Origin of the sequence: Brucella sp. NBRC 113783, assembly GCF_040372265.1 — a bacterium.
GTDB lineage: Bacteria > Pseudomonadota > Alphaproteobacteria > Rhizobiales > Rhizobiaceae > Brucella > Brucella teleogrylli.
In genome coordinates this window covers 529,114-545,922 of the sequence record NZ_BAABRX010000003.1, presented here as the reverse complement: position 1 = coordinate 545,922, position 16,809 = coordinate 529,114, and the positions used below count along the sequence as shown (strand labels likewise).

Genomic DNA, 16,809 nt, shown 5'->3' with positions numbered 1-16,809 from the left:
GTCCGCTTTTTTTGTCATGTCCTGACGAATAAATCAGCACTTGTTGTACTTGGCGTCGACATCGTTGATGGCGTTCACGTTTCCAGCCGAGCGACCGTTTTCGTCAAAGGTCTGGGCGAGGAATGCATCGGCGATGGTCTTGGCGACTTCCGATCCGATCACGCGCGCGCCCATGGTGATGATCTGGGCGTTGTTCGACAAGGCGGCGCGTTCAGCCGAATAGGTGTCATGCGTCAGCGCTGCGCGAATGCCGGGAACCTTGTTGGCCGCGATGCAGACGCCGATACCGGTGCCACAGACGAGAATGGCGCGGTCATAGGTGCCGTCCAGAACAGCCGATGCAACGCGGTCGGAAAGATTGGCGTAGAACGCGTCGGCGCCAGCCTCGGTGCGCGAGATTTCCGAAACCTCGAAACGGTCCTTGAGGTGGTCGGCGAGAACCTTGGCCAGACCTTCGCCAGCGCTGTCTCCTGCTACTGCAATTTTCATGATCTCACTCCTTAACTAGTCTGAATTCTCAATTCACTTGAATCTTGGCTGCGCATTTGGCCAGAATGTCGAGATAGCCCTCGACGTTCCAGGCGGAGCGTCCGATGAAGAGGCCATCAATATGCGGGCAGGCGATCAGTTCTTCGCAGTTGCCGGGATTGACTGAGCCGCCGTAAAGGCAGGGAACGCGGCGGCCGAGAATGCCTTCAGCGACGGCGATAATTTCTGCCTGTCGGGCATCGGCATAGTCGGCGGAAGCGGGAATGCCGTTTTCGCCGATGGCCCAGACGGGCTCATAAGCGAACAGGATTTCGGCCTGCTTTTGCTCGTCCGACAATTTGGACAGCGCGCCGCGCACTTCTTCCGCGAGAACCTCTGCCGCCCGACCGCTTTCACGGTCCTCCAAGGTCTCGCCGATGCAGATCAGCGGGATCAGCCCGTGGCGCACCGCAGCTTCAACCTTGAGGCCAACAGTCTCGTTGGTCTCGCCGAAATGCTCGCGCCGCTCGGAATGGCCGAGTTCCACAATGTCGAGATTGCAGTCTTTGAGCATCAGCGGAGAAATTTCACCGGTCCATGCGCCTTTATCAGCCCAATGCATGTTTTGTGCGCCGACCTTTACGGATGTGTCGGACAGGATTTCCTTCACTTCGCGCACAGCCGTGAACGGTGGAATGATGAAACGCTGAATATCAGCTGATCGTTCGCCGTCAGCGGCCTTCAGCGCGTCGGCAAAGGCCCGCGCTTCCGCCAGCGTCTTGTTCATTTTCCAGCTCGTTCCAACCCAAAATCTGGCCATGCCCAAATGCTCTTTCCTAGTCTGCTATTGTCAGTTTGATCCCAGCCTGTTCCAGCTCGGCTGTGATTTCGCGGCCAGGGGATGTATCGGTGATGATGGCATCGAAATCGGCGAGGTCGGCCATGACATGTAAAGCGGGGCGCCCGAAGCGCTGATGATTGACCAGAAGGCAGGTGCGTGTCGCCGAAGCGGTCATTGCGCGTTTGGTGCGCACGACATTTTCGTCCATATGATATACGAGTCTGCCATTGACGGCGGGTGTCGAAATGAAGGCGATGTCGGCACTCAGATGTGACAGTGCCTCTTCCGTCAACAGGCCGAAAAAAGCGTTGAACTTGGGCGAGAAAACACCGCCGAGAGCAATGAGATTGATCCCGCTTTCGCCTTTCAGCTCATCGATGATGACCGCGTTATTGGTGATGACGGTCAGCGGCCGCTTTTCGGGAAAAAGCCCGCCCAGAACCGCAGCCGTGGAACCGTCATTGATCATGACGGTCATGCCCGGCTCGATCAGTTCCAGTGCCGCTCTGGCCATCTGAAGCTTGGCTTCATTGTCCTGGCGCACGCGAAATCGAAAATCGCTTTCGAATTGCGAGCCTGCATCCATTGTCGCGCCGCCACGAACCTTGCGCAAAACACCAGATTCTTCCAGCGAATCCAGATCGCGATGGATTGTCATTTTGGACACGGCAAAGCGATCCGACAGATCGTCAAGATCGACGGACTGATTTTCAATCAGTAAATTTATGATCGCCTGTCTTCTGTCGTCGCGCTTCACGCTTGTGTCCGATCTGTCTCGCGAAACATTCAACGACGATAAATCACAAAATCACAAAAAAATCTACAATAAATGTGATTTTGTGACGTTTTCACGTTCGCTATTCGACGAGGAATTTGGCTGTGCGCTCATCGGTGATCAGGCCGTAAAGACGCCCGCTTTTCAGGACTGCTCGAATGGCTTCGGCTTTCGGCAAGCCGCCCGCAAGGGCGATAATGCGGCTCATATCCGCGTTTTCAACCGACGCGGCGATGGTGCGTGCGGTGAGACCGGTTTCCAGTCGCTTGCCATTAGCATCGAAGAAATGTCCGAGCATTTCGCCGACGCCACCGAGATAGGCGATTTCTTCGACTTCGGCGAGTTCGATCATGCCGGATGTCACGAGTTGCGCCTGCGAATCCACAGTGCCGATCCCGACTATTTTCAATTCTGCCCGGCATCCCATATCGAAAACAGTGGTGACGCCGCGCTGGGCAAGCAGCACTTCGCGATCTTCAGCCGTGTTGGCGAAGAACGGCACCGGCATCACATAAGCGGGCATGCCGGTTTTTTCCGCGATGCGATGCATCACGTCATGGGGATTGGCGGCGAAATTGCGTGTAAGGCCGCCGAGAAGCGAGACAAAGCGCAAATCATTTGCCACAACGCGCGGCATATAGTTGACCGCAGCCGACAGGGTGCGGCCATGGCCGATACCGATCACCTCATGGTCGCCATGTTCGATTTCGCGGCGAAGAAAATCCGCGCCCGCGTGGCCAAGCGCGGTGAGGGGCAGGCCTTCCTCACCGATATCGGGTACGACTTCGCAATAATCGAGATCGTATCGATCTGCGAGACGGTTCTCCAGATCGATACACTCGGTAATGTCGCCGTCGATGGTGACCTTGACGGCACCATCCGCAACCGCCTTGGCGATGAGACGATGCGCCTTCACGGAAGGTAGCCCGAGGCGCTTGGCAACAGCCGACTGGGTCATGCCTGCAACAAAGTGGAGCCAGGCTGCACGAAGGGCGAGGGAATCGTCTGCATCTGCCATTTCGAGCTGTCCGGTCCCTTCGCAGGTCAGGCGCGTTTCAATCTGATCTTATCAGAGGCGCGCGCCTTAAGGTCTTTCACTTGAAGCATTATCCTGTCGAACGTGGTGGCGCTTCGGTCGGATTCTGCCCTTCTTTATATCTTCAAATCCTTGACGCCGGTGTCAATGTGCGGGGCCCAGAAAGCCACACTTTCCGCAATCTGCGGAATGACTTCGCGGTCGTTCGGTTCGCGTTCCTTGAACGAGAGTTCGAGGCAAATTTCATTGTCTTGGGCACCGCCCTCGGCGAAAGCCTTCAGCAAAGGTTCCGGCTGAATGCGACCCTTGGCGTTGAAGGCCGCGGTGAACGGACGATGGCCGCCTTTATCCATCAGGCTCTGCTTGATGTGGATGATCGGCGAAACTTTTGGCACCGCGCGTGCCCAGGCATAGGGGTCAAAGTCGTCCGGATTGGCCGATGTGACATCGCCGTGGTCGATATCCGCCATCATCCACATCGGGATCGTCATATGTGCAGCGGTCAGGCGATCCTGAAGTTTCATGCATCCGGCGATGGTTTCGCCGAATTCCCGACCGATACTCATCGGCTCCCAGAATACATAATCCAAACCGGCACCGGCTGCATGGTCGGCCACTTCCGCCCAGCAGTCGATTGCAATGTCTATAAGCTCCTCGCGACGCGCGGGATTGTCAAAGTCTTTATAGGTGAAGATCGCAAACTGTGTGCCGACCGATTTGCCGCCAAGGTCGCCGATAATATCGGCAAATGTCTTGAACCAATCGACATAATAGCGACGCACTTCGCTGTCGGGATGGCCGAAGTGATTGAGGCGACCATAGGGCCCTGTCATGCCCGATGTCACGCGAACGCCTGTCCGCTGCAAGGCCTTGTCCATTGCGCGCGTCAGACGGCGGATCGTGGAGGCTTGCCAGCTGGGATTGATGAATTCATGGGTCAGCTGAAGATCGCGGAGGCGCAGATCGCGGGCCACTGTTTCGATTAGATCATCAGGCTCGGCAAAGCGATTGACCAGCGGGTTGGTGTTCAAAGAGAGCGTAAGGGCCATGTCGTCCTCAGGCAGCAATATGTGTGTTGTCGAACCACTCCGTGACGGCAGCGCGTTCGGCTTCAGTCAGATGCAGGTAGTGCTTGGTGCGGCGGTAGAGAATATCTTGTGCCGTCTTCGCCCATTCTTTTGCGACCAGATAGCGAATTTCGGCCTCGTAAAGATTGCCGCCAAAATGGCGGCCAAGGCCTGGGAGGCCAGCCGCACCGGCGACGACATCCTTGGTCCGCGCGCCATAAAGGCGACCGTAATGGTGCACAAGCTGACGTGGCATCCAGGGATAGCTGTCGCGCAAGCTATTGGCGAAGGTTTCGTAATCGGCGTTGGGTATTTCACCGCCGGGTAGCGGCGCGCCATGCGTCCAGTCGCCCCCCATATTGGGGAAAATATGCTTCAGGCGATGCAGGCCCCGCTCGGCCAATTCTCGGAATGTCGTGATTTTACCGCCGAACACGTTCAGAAGGGGTGCATCGTTGGTTTCATCCAGGTCGAAGACATAGTCGCGTGTGACAGCCGAAGGGTTGCCCTTGCCGTCATCGAACAATGGGCGCACGCCTGAGAATGCGTGCAACACATCTTCCCGGCGCAGCTTTTCCTTGAAATAGCGGTTCACCGCGGCGAGCAGATAATCGATTTCCTTTTCCTCTGCGGCAACGTCTTCCGCGCGGCCCTCATAGGCAATGTCTGTGGTGCCGATCAGCGCCTTGTCGCCTTCATAAGGGTTGATGAAAATCACGCGCTTGTCGTGGTTCTGAACGAGATAGGCATTCGAACCGGCCCAGAATTTGGGCACGATGATATGGCTACCCTTGACCAGACGCACATTCCGGCTTGAGTTCGATCCGGCCACATTGTGGATAACATCCGTTACCCAGGGGCCTGCGCAATTGACGATGCAGCGGGCGCGGAAGCTGCGGTTTTTGCCTGTATCGCGGTTGCGCGTTTCAACGATCCAGCCGCCTTTTTCGCGGCGCGCCGACACGACCGGCGTGCGGGTGAGGATGGTCGCCCCTTTTTCAGCGGCGCCCAGCGCATTGAGCGCGACAAGCCGGGCGTCATCGACCCAACAGTCTGAATATTCGAAGCCCTTGGTATATTGGTCGAGAATCGGTGTGCCTTCCGGGTCGCGCCTGAGATCGAGCGTGCGGGTGCCGGGAAGTTTCTTGCGTCCGCCGAGATGATCGTAAAGAAACAGGCCAAGCCGCACGAGCCATGCCGGACGGTCCTGCGGGCTGTGGGGCAAAACGAAACGCATCGGCCAGATGATGTGCGGCGCCGCGTTGAGCAGCACTTCGCGTTCGATCAGCGCTTCCCGAACAAGACGGAATTCGTAATATTCCAGATAGCGCAGGCCGCCATGGACAAGTTTACCGGAACGTGACGAAGTGCCTTCCGCCAGATCGTCCTTTTCGGCCAGAACGACCTTGAGACCGCGCCCGGCAGCATCGCGCGCAACGCCTGCGCCATTGATGCCGCCGCCAATCACAAACAGGTCACAAGTTTCCGTCTCAGCCATTGCATGCTCCTTGGAATGCCGATGTTTCGGCACGTCTCATCATATTGCGCCAATCCGCCCGGCCTTACCTGTCGGCGGCCAGTTGGTCCCAAACCGGCGCCAGCGCCAGCCGGGATTCCCGATAGGCGAGATAAAGCTCTTCATAATGCCGTGCGCGGGAAGCGTCGGGTGCTTCCGGGGTTCCGAGCAGAGGCTCCACCCATTCGGCGATACAATCATCCATCGTCGCATAGGCCCCAATGGCGACAGCAGCCATCATTGCTGCACCGGCTGCGCCAGCTTCCTCGCGGGAGGAAACGCGAACCGGCGCATTGACGGAAGCGCTGAGTGTGCTGCGCAAAGCGCGTGATCGCGCGGCGCCGCCCGTGATGCGCAGTTCGGCTGGCATGTCGCCCATGGCGGCATAACAATCGCGCGTTGCCATGCCCAGTCCTTCGACCACGGATCGCACCAGTTCGGGGAAACGATCACGGCTCGAAAGACCGATGAGGCTTGCGCGCGCGCTGGCATTGACGAAAGGTCCGCGTTCTCCTGCCTCTGAAATATACGGATGATAGAGGATTGCACCCGGGCGGCTTGCATTGAACCATACGTCGAGGCGCGGGATAAGGTCATTCAGCGAAACAGGCTTGTCCGGTGTCGACATGAGGTCGGCGGCCACCTGCAATATCCAGTCGATATTGATCGTCGCGCCCATATTGGTCTGAACTTGCGTCACAATGCCGGGAATTGGCAATGCGATAACATAGCCGGTGCCTTCCCGATTGAGGTGAATGTCGGCGATCGGCTTTGCGCGCATATGCACGCCTGTCGAGCCGATGGTGGAGCAGCCCGCATCGGTGGTCCCGCCACGAACGCCAGCACCGAGTGCAGTCATGGCCATGTCCACATAGCCGAGGCTGACAGGCGTTCCGGCCAGCAAGCCGGTTGCGGCTGCCGCCTCTGCACTCAACGGATGCATGGTCTGTGTGCCGTCGATGATTTCAGGCAGAAGCTTGCGGCGTTTTTGCAGGCCCAGTGCTTCAATGACGACATCGTCATATTGACGGTTGCGAAAATTGCCGAAGGTGAAGCTTGCTTCCGATGGGTCGGTGGCCCGAATGCCGGTGAGGTTCAGATAGAGCCAGTCCTTGCAGTGAAGCGCGACCTCGGTCTTGTCGAGCAGTTCTGGCGCAACGCTATCCATATGCGCCATCTGCGAGCCTTGTTGGCATGTATTGAGTCCCGTGCCTGTCGCTTCGAAGCGCGCACGGTTCATGGGGCCAGCGGCAAGCCGCGTCACCGTTGTGGCGGCGCGCGCGTCGAGCCAGATCCAGGCATCGGTAACGGGCTGGTTGTTTTTGCCGACAAGCCAAGTGCCGTCGCCCTGGCCGGTGACGGCGATCGCCGCCGCGCGCTCGCGCAGGTTGGGAACTTTTTCTGCAAGGCCGAGCAGGGCGCTGGCGCAATCTTTCCAGGTTTGTGACAGGGACTGGGTCACTGCACCGTGATCGCCGGTATCGTATTTGTTGCGTACGGCGGCAGACTCGATCTGGTGTCCGTTGAAATCAAACGCGACTGCTTTGAGAACGGATGTGCCAGCATCGATCCCGATGATGAGATCACCTTTATGACGCATGGCCGCTACACGTATTTATCGACATCTGGATTCCTCCCACGACTGAAATGCGTCGCCGCAACCCTGTTTTTAATGAAATCGGGCATTCGCGTTTAACTGAGATAACATAGCGGCTCGGCAATGTCTGTAAAATTTTTATGTGTACGAATTATTTTTCACAAACTTGTTAGCCGAAGGGAAGTCACTTCGAGAAGTGAGGCGATTTTTGACCCTTTGGCAGCGGGAAATCGTTCGCGCTTTATGATATAATATATTGAAATAGCATGTTTTTTTATTGAATCTCTCTACGAGAGAGCTAAGCCTCAATCCGGTCGTCAACAGCCGCGATGGCATTTAAATATGTGGATTGAAACAGTCGTTTCTGGTGCCATAACGGGCGGATTTCTCGCCGAAAAACGAACTTCCCCCGTCTGTTCCAAAACATCGGATTGACAGTTATCTATGTTTATAACATCATAATTGGAGTTAATAACACGTCGCTATCATAATGCATGGGGCGATGCCTGTTTCCAGTAGGCACGGAGGAGCGGAGCCCTGGGACCGCGTGGAGGATGTCATGATTTTGTCCGTTGTCCCGGTTGCCGCGCGAGTGGAGAATTTCGCTGGCTCGATCTGACGGCAGGGCTATTCGCAAACAGGTGAGTGTTCACGGCGGTCAGAACTGGCCGCGATCCGTTCCGACAATTCGGCAGGTTTGAATAATGAGTGCACAGACTAATCAAGTTTCGCGAGCTTCGCCCAAGCAAAACCGCGCCATTCTTTGGAGTGTGATTGCGGCTGTGGTCGTTATAGGCGCGATTGGCTTCGATACGAAGATCGTCAAGATCGGTTCTGATTCCGATGTGCGTCAGCAGGCATTTTCGCCTGAGGCTTATGGCGCTTCAGAGTTTCCGAAGGTTAAGTCGAGCATTATCGAACGCGCCGCCGATGCAGCCGAAGTTGGAACGGCGCTGGCAGCCGACAAGACTGCGGCAGGTAAAAAATATGGCGTCGGCAGCGTCAATCCGGTCATTCCTGTGAAGTTCACCGGCGTGGTTGAAGAGCGCAAATCGAACTATAATGTGATCAAGGTCGATGGCTTGCCTGAAGGCATGGCGATCCGGGTCCAGACCGGTCCCGCCGTCAATGGCACGGATTTGCGCGATGCGACCGGCACAATCGAATTTGGTCAGTTCAAGAACCAGATCGAGTTCCAGAATGCAGGTTCTGCGCTCAACAACGAAATGAAGAAGCAGGTTCTGCAAGGCGTGGATGCCGACAATCTCGTCGGCAAGACGGTTTCGGTGACCGGCGTGTTCAAGCTCGTCAATCCAAAGAACTGGCTCGTGACGCCAGTAGAGTTCGCAGTCAAATGAGCGCGGCACCAACAATCGAAAATCCCGGAATTGAAGGCAAGAACGGTGATGTCGTTCTGGCCGCGCAGAATGTCGCCAAATCCTATGGCCGCATTCACGCTCTCAAGGGTGTGAATTTCGAGATACGTCGCGGCCAGGTCACCACGCTTTTCGGCGAAAACGGCGCCGGCAAGTCGACTTTGATGAAGGTGCTGTCGGGAGTTATTCAGCCGACATCCGGCACGATTGTGCTGGACGGCGAACCGGTGACATTCAATTCGTCGACGGAAGCGCGTGACCGAGGCATCTCGATCATCCATCAGGAACTGAGCCTCGCACCCAACATGAATGTGCGTGACAATATCTTCATGGGGCGTGAAATCCGCACGCCGACTGGCGTAAATTTCGCCGAAGAAGAACGCCTCACGCGCGAACTCATGAAGGAACTGGAAGAAGATATCGACCCGCTGACACCGGTAGAAGAGTTGCGTCTCGGCCAGCAGCAGATTGTGGAAATCGCCCGGGCTCTTTCGGTCAATTCCCGCATTCTCATCATGGATGAACCGACCTCCGCATTGAGTGCATCGGAAGTCGAGGTGCTGTTCAAGGTCATCCGCGATCTGACATCGCGTGGCGTTGCGATTGTCTATATCTCGCACCATCTCGAAGAAGCGCTACAGATCACCAATCATGCCGTCGTGCTGCGCGATGGAACGATGACGGCCTATGCGCCGCGCAACGAAATCGATCTGGAATGGATCGTTCGTAACATGGTGGGCGAGAACTTCGATCTTGGGTCTCCTCCAACCGGATATGAATGGGGGGACGTTGCTCTTTCCGTAGAGAACCTGACGGTTCCAGATCCTGCTGGCGCGGATTTCGCGCTGGTTGACCGGCTGTCGCTCAATGTGCGGGCAGGCGAAATCGTTTGCATCTATGGGCTGATGGGTGCGGGTCGCACCGAGCTTCTCGAAACGGTTGCCGGTCGTTTGAAGGCCAGTGACGGTCGTGTGCTTCTCAAGGGCACCGACGTCTCGGGTTTTTCCATCGCCCAACGCATCGAAAAGGGGCTGGTTCTGGTTCCGGAAGATCGCCAGCGTGATGGTCTGGTCCAGACGATGACAGTCGGAAAGAACCTGTCACTGGCCAGCATAGCCGAGATCACCAAAGGCCTCTTCACGTCCCGAAAGAGCGAGAAGAACATCATCGATCAGTCGATCAAAAATGTTCATATCAAGACCGACGGGGGTGACGCGGCGATCGGGTCGTTGTCCGGCGGTAATCAGCAGAAGGTCGTGATCGGCAAGATGCTGGCCACCGAGCCCGAAGTAATCCTGCTGGATGAACCGAGCCGGGGCATCGACATCGGCGCGAAGGCCGAGGTGTTCAAGTTGCTGGCCGAGAAAGCCAAGCAGGGGCTGGCGGTCATTTATACGACTTCCGAAGTTGGTGAATGCCTTAGCATTGCTCATCGCATCATCGTGATGCATCGGGGGCGCATCTCAGCCGAATTTGGTTCGGATGTCTCCAAGGAGAAGATCATGGCCGCCTCGGGCGAAGCCATGGTTGGTCATTGAAAAACTGCTGCATGTCCTCGGTTTTCGAGCGGGCATGCGCAAGTCGAAAAGTTCGAGCACCTGATCTGATGTTACCAGATCGCTGGAATGCTTTAGTTATGGAGCACTGATAGAATGTCAGTCACGAGCACAAAAGACAAAGCGGCAACCCCAGGCGGGGCGAAGCGGAAAACCAATATCGTGCATCTGCTGCTCGAAGGTCGTGCATTTTTTGCTTTGATCGCAATCATCGCTGCCTTTTCGTTCCTGTCGCCCTATTATTTCACGGTCGACAATTTCCTCATCATGTCTTCGCATGTGGCCATTTTCGGGTTGCTGGCGATTGGCATGTTGCTGGTGATCCTGAATGGTGGCATCGATCTTTCCGTCGGTTCCACTTTGGGGCTTGCAGGTGTCGTTGCGGGTTTCCTGATGCAGGGCGTGACGCTGCAGGAATTCGGCATCATTCTGTATTTCCCTGTCTGGGCCGTGGTCATCATCACCTGTGCATTGGGGGCGTTTGTCGGCGCTGTTAATGGCGTACTGATTGCTTATCTGCGGGTTCCAGCCTTCGTGGCCACGCTTGGCGTGCTCTATTGTGCTCGCGGTGTCGCCTTGCTGATGACGAATGGTCTGACCTACAACAATCTTGGTGGCCGTCCGGAACTGGGGAATACCGGCTTTGATTGGCTCGGTTTCAACACGCTTTTCGGCGTTCCGATTGGCGTTCTGGTTCTGGCTGTGCTGGCGATCATCTGCGCCGTCGTTCTCAATCGCACTGCGTTCGGTCGCTGGCTCTATGCTTCGGGTGGAAACGAGCGGGCGGCAGAACTTTCAGGTGTTCCGGTCAAGCGGGTCAAGATTTCCGTTTATGTGATTTCGGGCATCTGTGCTGCCATTGCCGGTCTCGTCCTGTCGTCGCAGCTGACCTCTGCTGGTCCAACCGCCGGTACAACCTACGAATTGACGGCAATCGCAGCGGTCGTCATCGGCGGCGCGGCGCTGACAGGCGGACGCGGCACCATTCAGGGTACGCTGCTCGGCGCTTTCGTTATCGGCTTCCTCTCCGACGGTCTGGTGATCATCGGCGTATCCTCCTATTGGCAGACCGTCTTTACCGGCGCGGTGATCGTGCTCGCGGTTTTGCTCAACAGCATTCAATACTCCCGACGATAGGAATAGGGCCAGGTCCGATTTCGGATGGGCCGTATTCCAAGGGCGTATCGAAAGGTTCCAAGACGGCGATCAACCTCAAAAGCCTCGCCCAATGGAAATGATACCCGCCGGGCAACCGGCACAACACAAACAAAAATGTTACGGGAGTGAGACATGTTTAAGAAGGGTATGCGCGTTCTGTTCGCTGCTGCAGCGGCACTGCCGCTTATCGCCAGCGCTGCCTGGGCTGAAGGTTTGATGACGATCATCGTCAACGACCCTTCGAACCCATACTGGTACACCGAAGGTGAAATCGCCAAGAAGACGGCTGAAGGCCTGGGCTATTCGGCTGTCGTTGGCGGTCACAAGGGCGACACCAACACCGAAAGCAACCTGATCGACACCGCGATAACCAACAAGTCGGTTGCGATCATTCTTGATCCGGCAAATGCTGACGGCTCGGTTGGGGCGGTCAAGCGCGCTGTCGCAGCAGGCATTCCGGTGTTCCTCGTCAACGCCGAAATCAATCAGGAAGGTCTTGCCAAGGCACAGCTCGTTTCCAACAACGCGCAGGGCGCTGCAATCGGCGCAACCCAGTGGGTTGAAAGCGTTGGCGACAAGGGCAAATATGTCGAATTGTTCGGTGCGCCATCGGACAACAATGCGGCAACCCGCTCGAATGGTTACGAAACGGTCCTGTCGCAGTATCCGGATTTGGTGAAGGCCGGTAAAGATGTTGCCAACTGGAACCGCACCCAGGGCCACGACAAGATGCAGGCCCTGTTGCAGGCCAATCCCGACATTATCGGTGTCATCTCCGGTAACGACGAAATGGCTCTTGGTGCAATCGCTGCTCTGAAGAAGGCTGGCAAGCTGGAACAGGTCAAGGTCGGCGGTTTCGACGGTTCGCCGGATGCGGTCGCTGCGATCAAGGCCGGTGAGCTTCAGTACACCGTGCTGCAGCCGGTTGCCATTTTCTCGGAAGCTGCCGTCAAGCAGGCTGACAGCTTCATCAAGACCGGCAAGACCGGTGTTGATCAGGAAAAGCAGCTTTTCGATTGCTTCCTGATCACCAAGGATAATGTCGACAAATATACGGCTCCGTTCGTTCTCGAGCAGTAAGAGCATAGACCGGAGCGCCGGCTCTAACCGGCGCTCTGGATATCGTTCCCCTTTTTGTCTGGCGTAGTCCGCCAGAACCTGTCAGTGACAACGAAATAATGGCTGGGAACGGATGGCAGGCATGACGGTGAGCAACAAGGCAAGCATTGACAATCTGATGACAGATCAAGTGCCGAACGACAGTCGGCATGCGCGTCAGCTGGTGCGCCGCCAGCAGATCGCGGAGACTGTGATGGCCGAGGGGTCGATGCGGATCGAAGATTTGACGGAGCGTTTCGGCATCAGCCTGATGACGGCGCATCGTGATGTCGATGAACTTGTCAGCCGGGGACTTTTTCGCAAGACGCGTGGGGTCGTTTCCGCAGCACCCACCAGCCTGATCGAAGCAAGCGATCTTTACCGGGTGTCGCGGCAGTCGGAAGAAAAGAAACTGATCGCGGAAGCCGCGATGCAATTTGTCGAACCGGGGCAAGCCATCTTTCTGGATGACTCGACCACTGTTCTGCAAATGGTGCCGCATCTTCAGGCCAAGACGCCTTTGACCGTTATTACCAATTCGCTGATCCTGATGAACGAAGTTCGCGATATGCAGGACATCACGCTGATCGGTCTGGGTGGGCAGCTTTACAACTGGTGCAATGCCTTTGTCGGCGGCATGACGATCCATGAAATCCGTCGCCTGCGTGCCGATGTGGCGTTCATCTCGATCGCCGCAATCACCGACGATCTGTTGTTTCATCAATCGACCGAAATGGTTGAAACCAAAAGAGCGATGCGCGAATGCGCAGCAAAAAGTGTGCTTCTGGCCGACCACACAAAGTTCGAACGGCGCGCTTTGCATAATTTCGGCGCCCTGAGTGATTTCGATGTGGTGATCGTCGATGAAAACACGCCCGAGACGCATATCGAACATATGCAGTCCCAGGAAATAAATGTCGTCATCGCCCGTTCGGGCGGTCAGAAAGAATAACAAAATCGCGGCGAACGCGTTTTGCCGAGCCTGCATTACCATACCAGGAATACGATCCATGCCCTGCCTGTTGGGAATCGATAGCGGACTGACCGTCACGAAAGCCGTATTGTTCGACATTGACGGCAGGACGCTGTCAGTCGCGCGCCGCCGTGTCGCCCAGTCGTTTCCGCATCCCCGTCACGTCGAGCGTGACATGGACGAATTCTGGAATGCCACCGCGGACGCGATTGCCGAAGCGATTGCCACGAGCGGCAGGCCTGCTTCCGATATTCTGGCCATCGCCACCACTGCCCATGGCGACGGTATTTATATGCTCGACAGTGAACACCGCCCGCTCGGCGCGGGCATTCTGTCGCTGGATAGCCGCGCTGTCGATATTGCGGAAAACTGGGTGAACGGTGCCGTCGCAGAACAGTCCATCGCCATTACCGGACAATTGCCGCATGCTTCCGCACCTTCGGCCATTCTCGCTTGGGTAAAAGAAAACGAGCCTGAGCGCTTCAGTCGTATCGCACATGTCATCGCCTGCAAGGACTGGCTCCGGTTCTGCCTGACCGGCGAGGTTGGAACGGATCGGACCGAAGCGTCCACCTCCTTCACGGATGTGCAGAGACAGGATTATTCACGCGACGCGCTTGCATTGTTCGGACTGGAAGCCCTTTGGAACGCGTTGCCACCCATGTCGCGTTCGGACGAGATCGTGGGTGGCGTTTCTGCGGCTTGCGCGGCGCGCACCGGTCTTGTTGCCGGTACGCCGGTTGTTGGTGGTCTGCATGATGTTACGGCATCGGCGCTTGGCGTTGGCGGGTTGAAGATGGGCACTGTGGCGGTGGTCGCGGGAACCTATTCGATCAACGAGACGCTATCCTCCGAACCGCATGTGAATCCGAACTGGTTTTGCCGCAACGGTATCGCGCCGGGGGAATGGAACAACATGTCGATCTCGCCAGCGTCAACGGCGAACTACGACTGGTTTCTCGATAAGCTCTGCCCATCCGAGCGGCGTCTATCGGAAGAGACAGGTCGCTCGATCCACGACATGTTGCGCCCGGAAATAGATGCTGCACTGGCAAAGCCCTCAACAGCATTGTTCCATCCTTATCTTTTTGGTTCGCCTTATGGCGCCATGGCAAGCGGCGCTTTTTTCGGTCTGCGCGGCTGGCAGGAACGCGGTGATATGTTGCGCGCCGTATGGGAAGGGATTGCCTTTAATCACCGCATCCATGTCGATCATCTCAAGGAAGGGTTCGCCATCTCCGCTGCGCGGTTGACGGGCGGGGTATCGCGCAGCCCGGCCTTTGCGCAAATGTTTGCCAATGTGCTTGGGATGCAGGTGACCGTCACTGAGACGGATGAGGCAGCAGCCTGGGGCGCAGCGCTTTGCGCAGGCAAAGGCGCGGGTGTTTTTGCTGACGTTTATAGCGATCCGCGCGATCTTGACGCGATCGGCTGCACTTACACGCCAGATGCGGAGCGCAGCACGCAATATGAAAAACGCTTCGCGCTGTTCAAGGAAATTGCCTCGGCGCTTGGACCGTTATGGCCTAAAATTGAAGCCCTTTCGGATTGAAGACAGAACGAATGTATAGCGCGCGATTGCGCAGACAACAGATGTAAAGACGGTGAAATGAACAGTTTCGTAGGCCCTGCCGAAATGAAGACCCGCATCGCCCAACTGGAAGCGGATGGTGTTGACGTCCTTATTCTTGGCGCGGGCATCAACGGTGCGGGGCTGTACCGGGATTTGTGCGAACAAGGCGTGAATTGCCTTATCGTCGACAAAGGCGATTTTGGATCGGGCACCAGTGCCGCACCGTCGCGGCTGATCCATGGTGGTTTGAAATATCTGGAAACCGGGGAATTCGGTCTGGTTGCGCAATCCACGCTGGAACGAAATCTGCTTTTGAAAAACGCGCCGCATAATGTTGAGCCGCTGCCGACCTTTATTCCTGTGTTCTCGTGGACCAAAGGGATCACCGCGGCCTTGCGCACATTGTTCGGTTCCACAACTGCGCCGCGCAGTCGCGGTGCCGTGCTGATCAAGATCGGCCTTGGCCTCTATGATTATTTCGGTGCGCGTGAGCGCGTTATGCCGCGCCACCGTTTTGTCCTGAAGAAGACCGCAACGCAGGAAATGCCGTACATAACGCCCGCGATTGTCGCAGGCGGTATCTATCATGACGCCAAGGTCAGCCGACCCGAGCGGCTGGTCTATGAACTGGTCAGTGACGGACTTCAGGCCAATTCAAAAAGCGCGGCTGCGAATTTCACAGCCTTGGTCAAAGCCGGTGATGGGGCAATCAGCTTTGAAGGTCCAGACGGCGCGGCATTCTCAGTCAGGCCGAAGCTTGTGATCAACGCGGCTGGCCCGTGGATTGACCGGGTGAATTCTGCGCTTGGTAAACCCACCAAGATGATCGGCGGCACTAAGGGGTCGCATATTCTGATCGACCATCCCGAACTGGTGAAAAGCCTTGTTGGAAGGATGATTTATTTCGAGGCCGATGACGGTCGTATCTGCCTTGTTTACGACTATCACGGTCTTGCGCTGGTCGGTTCGACCGACATTCCTTCCGACGATCCGGACAATGTGCGCTGCGAGGACGATGAGACAGATTATTTCATTGAAAGCCTGCGTTCACTGCTGCCGAAATTGCAGTTCGACCGCAATCAGATTGTCTACACCTATAGCGGCATCCGCCCGCTGCGTGCGTCCAATGCCTCAGAACCGGGGTTGATCAGTCGCGATCACTCGGCGCCGGTGATTGAGCCCGATCCGGCGCGTCCATTCGCAATCATCTCGCTGGTAGGGGGCAAATGGACGACGTTCCGGGGGTTTGCCGAAGAGGTTGCGGACACGGTCTTGCAACGGTTGCAACGCACGCGCCTCCGCTCGACGCGCAATCTCGCAATCGGCGGCGGTAAGGATTACCCGCTGGATGACAATGCGCGCCGTGCGTGGGTCGCAAAACAGGCAAGTACAACGGGCCTTGAAGCTGCGCGTGTCGAGCTATTGCTCAAGCGTTACGGCACGACAGCGGGCTCCATCATCCGGGACGAAGCCAAAGTCGGTGTCACCTATTTGCCCGAGACGGATACGGTGAGCCGCGCCGAGATTGCCTGGATCGCTCGCAATGAACTGGTGGTTCATTTGGCTGATGTTGTGCTGCGTCGCACAACGCTTGCCATTGACGGCGCGCTGACCGCCGATAATCTGGCTGCGATTGCGGATATTCTGGCGCTGGAACTGGGTTGGGACGAAGCCCGCAAGGCTGAGGAAATTGAATCGGTGACCGCAGAACTCGCCAAGCGCCACAATGTCATTTTGGCGGCGCGGCCCGCAAAGCGGCGCTGAACCTTTCCAGA

14 protein-coding genes are annotated in these 16,809 nt (G+C 56.7%); 7 read left to right on the top strand and 7 right to left on the bottom strand.

The features are described 5' to 3' along the window. Nucleotides 1-33: 33 nt before the first annotated feature. The 7 genes from derI to ABWW11_RS13070 all read right to left on the bottom strand — a co-directional run bounded on the left by derI (nt 34) and on the right by ABWW11_RS13070 (nt 7,303). Nucleotides 34-489 (bottom strand): D-erythrulose-4-phosphate isomerase, encoded by a 456-nt coding sequence (gene derI / locus ABWW11_RS13100; protein WP_109365862.1) that lies wholly within the window; start codon nt 487-489, stop codon nt 34-36. Nucleotides 490-517: 28 nt separating this feature from the next. Beyond that, nucleotides 518-1,288 carry a triose-phosphate isomerase gene (locus ABWW11_RS13095; protein WP_109365863.1) on the bottom strand — a complete coding sequence of 257 codons (771 nt, stop codon included), beginning with the start codon at nt 1,286-1,288 and terminating at the stop codon, nt 518-520. A 16-nt stretch (nt 1,289-1,304) separates the two neighbouring features. Then, nucleotides 1,305-2,066 (bottom strand): DeoR/GlpR family DNA-binding transcription regulator, encoded by a 762-nt coding sequence (locus ABWW11_RS13090; protein ID WP_109365864.1) that lies wholly within the window; start codon nt 2,064-2,066, stop codon nt 1,305-1,307. Nucleotides 2,067-2,166: 100 nt separating this feature from the next. Then, on the bottom strand, nt 2,167-3,102 hold the full coding sequence (locus ABWW11_RS13085) for a sugar-binding transcriptional regulator (RefSeq protein ID WP_109365865.1): 936 nt from the start codon (nt 3,100-3,102) through the stop codon (nt 2,167-2,169). A 134-nt stretch (nt 3,103-3,236) separates the two neighbouring features. Beyond that, nucleotides 3,237-4,169 (bottom strand): TIM barrel protein, encoded by a 933-nt coding sequence (locus tag ABWW11_RS13080; protein ID WP_109365866.1) that lies wholly within the window; start codon nt 4,167-4,169, stop codon nt 3,237-3,239. Between the two features lie 7 nt (nt 4,170-4,176). Next, a complete protein-coding gene (locus ABWW11_RS13075; RefSeq protein ID WP_109365867.1) occupies nt 4,177-5,685 on the bottom strand; it encodes a glycerol-3-phosphate dehydrogenase in 1,509 nt (502 codons plus the stop codon). 64 nt (nt 5,686-5,749) lie between these two features. After that, nucleotides 5,750-7,303, bottom strand: a complete 1,554-nt coding sequence (locus ABWW11_RS13070) for an FGGY-family carbohydrate kinase (RefSeq protein ID WP_109365868.1) — start codon at nt 7,301-7,303, stop codon at nt 5,750-5,752. 701 nt (nt 7,304-8,004) lie between these two features. Here ABWW11_RS13070 and ABWW11_RS13065 point away from each other — a divergent pair. From ABWW11_RS13065 to ABWW11_RS13035, 7 genes are all read left to right on the top strand, one after another. Next, nucleotides 8,005-8,658 (top strand): DUF2291 family protein, encoded by a 654-nt coding sequence (locus tag ABWW11_RS13065; RefSeq protein ID WP_109365869.1) that lies wholly within the window; start codon nt 8,005-8,007, stop codon nt 8,656-8,658. Next, a complete protein-coding gene (locus ABWW11_RS13060) occupies nt 8,655-10,214 on the top strand; it encodes a sugar ABC transporter ATP-binding protein (protein WP_109365870.1) in 1,560 nt (519 codons plus the stop codon). The genes ABWW11_RS13065 and ABWW11_RS13060 overlap by 4 nt, the downstream gene beginning before the upstream one ends. 114 nt (nt 10,215-10,328) lie before the next feature. Next, the gene (locus ABWW11_RS13055) at nt 10,329-11,369 is read left to right on the top strand and encodes an ABC transporter permease (protein WP_109365871.1); all 1,041 of its coding nucleotides are present in this window, start codon (nt 10,329-10,331) and stop codon (nt 11,367-11,369) included. Between the two features lie 153 nt (nt 11,370-11,522). Further along, nucleotides 11,523-12,470, top strand: a complete 948-nt coding sequence (locus ABWW11_RS13050) for a D-ribose ABC transporter substrate-binding protein (protein WP_109365872.1) — start codon at nt 11,523-11,525, stop codon at nt 12,468-12,470. A 121-nt stretch (nt 12,471-12,591) separates the two neighbouring features. After that, a complete protein-coding gene (locus ABWW11_RS13045; RefSeq protein WP_109366407.1) occupies nt 12,592-13,440 on the top strand; it encodes a DeoR/GlpR family DNA-binding transcription regulator in 849 nt (282 codons plus the stop codon). A 58-nt stretch (nt 13,441-13,498) separates the two neighbouring features. After that, entirely contained in the window at nt 13,499-15,013 is a 1,515-nt protein-coding gene (locus ABWW11_RS13040) for an FGGY-family carbohydrate kinase (RefSeq protein ID WP_109365873.1), read from the top strand. Nucleotides 15,014-15,070: 57 nt separating this feature from the next. Then, nucleotides 15,071-16,798: a glycerol-3-phosphate dehydrogenase/oxidase gene (locus tag ABWW11_RS13035; protein ID WP_413464682.1), complete on the top strand. Its 1,728-nt coding sequence runs from the start codon at nt 15,071-15,073 to the stop codon at nt 16,796-16,798. Nucleotides 16,799-16,809: the final 11 nt, after the last annotated feature.

Excerpts from the sequence above, each read along its gene's own strand:
- derI (WP_109365862.1), bottom strand. The coding sequence starts at position 489 with ATGAAAATTGCAGTAGCAGGAGACAGCGCTGGCGAAGGTCTGGCCAAG.
- ABWW11_RS13045 (WP_109366407.1), top strand. The coding sequence starts at position 12,592 with ATGACGGTGAGCAACAAGGCAAGCATTGACAATCTGATGACAGATCAA.
- ABWW11_RS13060 (WP_109365870.1), top strand. The coding sequence starts at position 8,655 with ATGAGCGCGGCACCAACAATCGAAAATCCCGGAATTGAAGGCAAGAAC.
- ABWW11_RS13095 (WP_109365863.1), bottom strand. The coding sequence starts at position 1,288 with ATGGCCAGATTTTGGGTTGGAACGAGCTGGAAAATGAACAAGACGCTG.
- ABWW11_RS13050 (WP_109365872.1), top strand. The coding sequence starts at position 11,523 with ATGTTTAAGAAGGGTATGCGCGTTCTGTTCGCTGCTGCAGCGGCACTG.
- ABWW11_RS13040 (WP_109365873.1), top strand. The coding sequence starts at position 13,499 with ATGCCCTGCCTGTTGGGAATCGATAGCGGACTGACCGTCACGAAAGCC.
- ABWW11_RS13055 (WP_109365871.1), top strand. The coding sequence starts at position 10,329 with ATGTCAGTCACGAGCACAAAAGACAAAGCGGCAACCCCAGGCGGGGCG.
- ABWW11_RS13075 (WP_109365867.1), bottom strand. The coding sequence starts at position 5,685 with ATGGCTGAGACGGAAACTTGTGACCTGTTTGTGATTGGCGGCGGCATC.
- ABWW11_RS13035 (WP_413464682.1), top strand. The coding sequence starts at position 15,071 with ATGAACAGTTTCGTAGGCCCTGCCGAAATGAAGACCCGCATCGCCCAA.
- ABWW11_RS13065 (WP_109365869.1), top strand. The coding sequence starts at position 8,005 with ATGAGTGCACAGACTAATCAAGTTTCGCGAGCTTCGCCCAAGCAAAAC.
- ABWW11_RS13080 (WP_109365866.1), bottom strand. The coding sequence starts at position 4,169 with ATGGCCCTTACGCTCTCTTTGAACACCAACCCGCTGGTCAATCGCTTT.
- ABWW11_RS13070 (WP_109365868.1), bottom strand. The coding sequence starts at position 7,303 with ATGCGTCATAAAGGTGATCTCATCATCGGGATCGATGCTGGCACATCC.
- ABWW11_RS13085 (WP_109365865.1), bottom strand. The coding sequence starts at position 3,102 with ATGGCAGATGCAGACGATTCCCTCGCCCTTCGTGCAGCCTGGCTCCAC.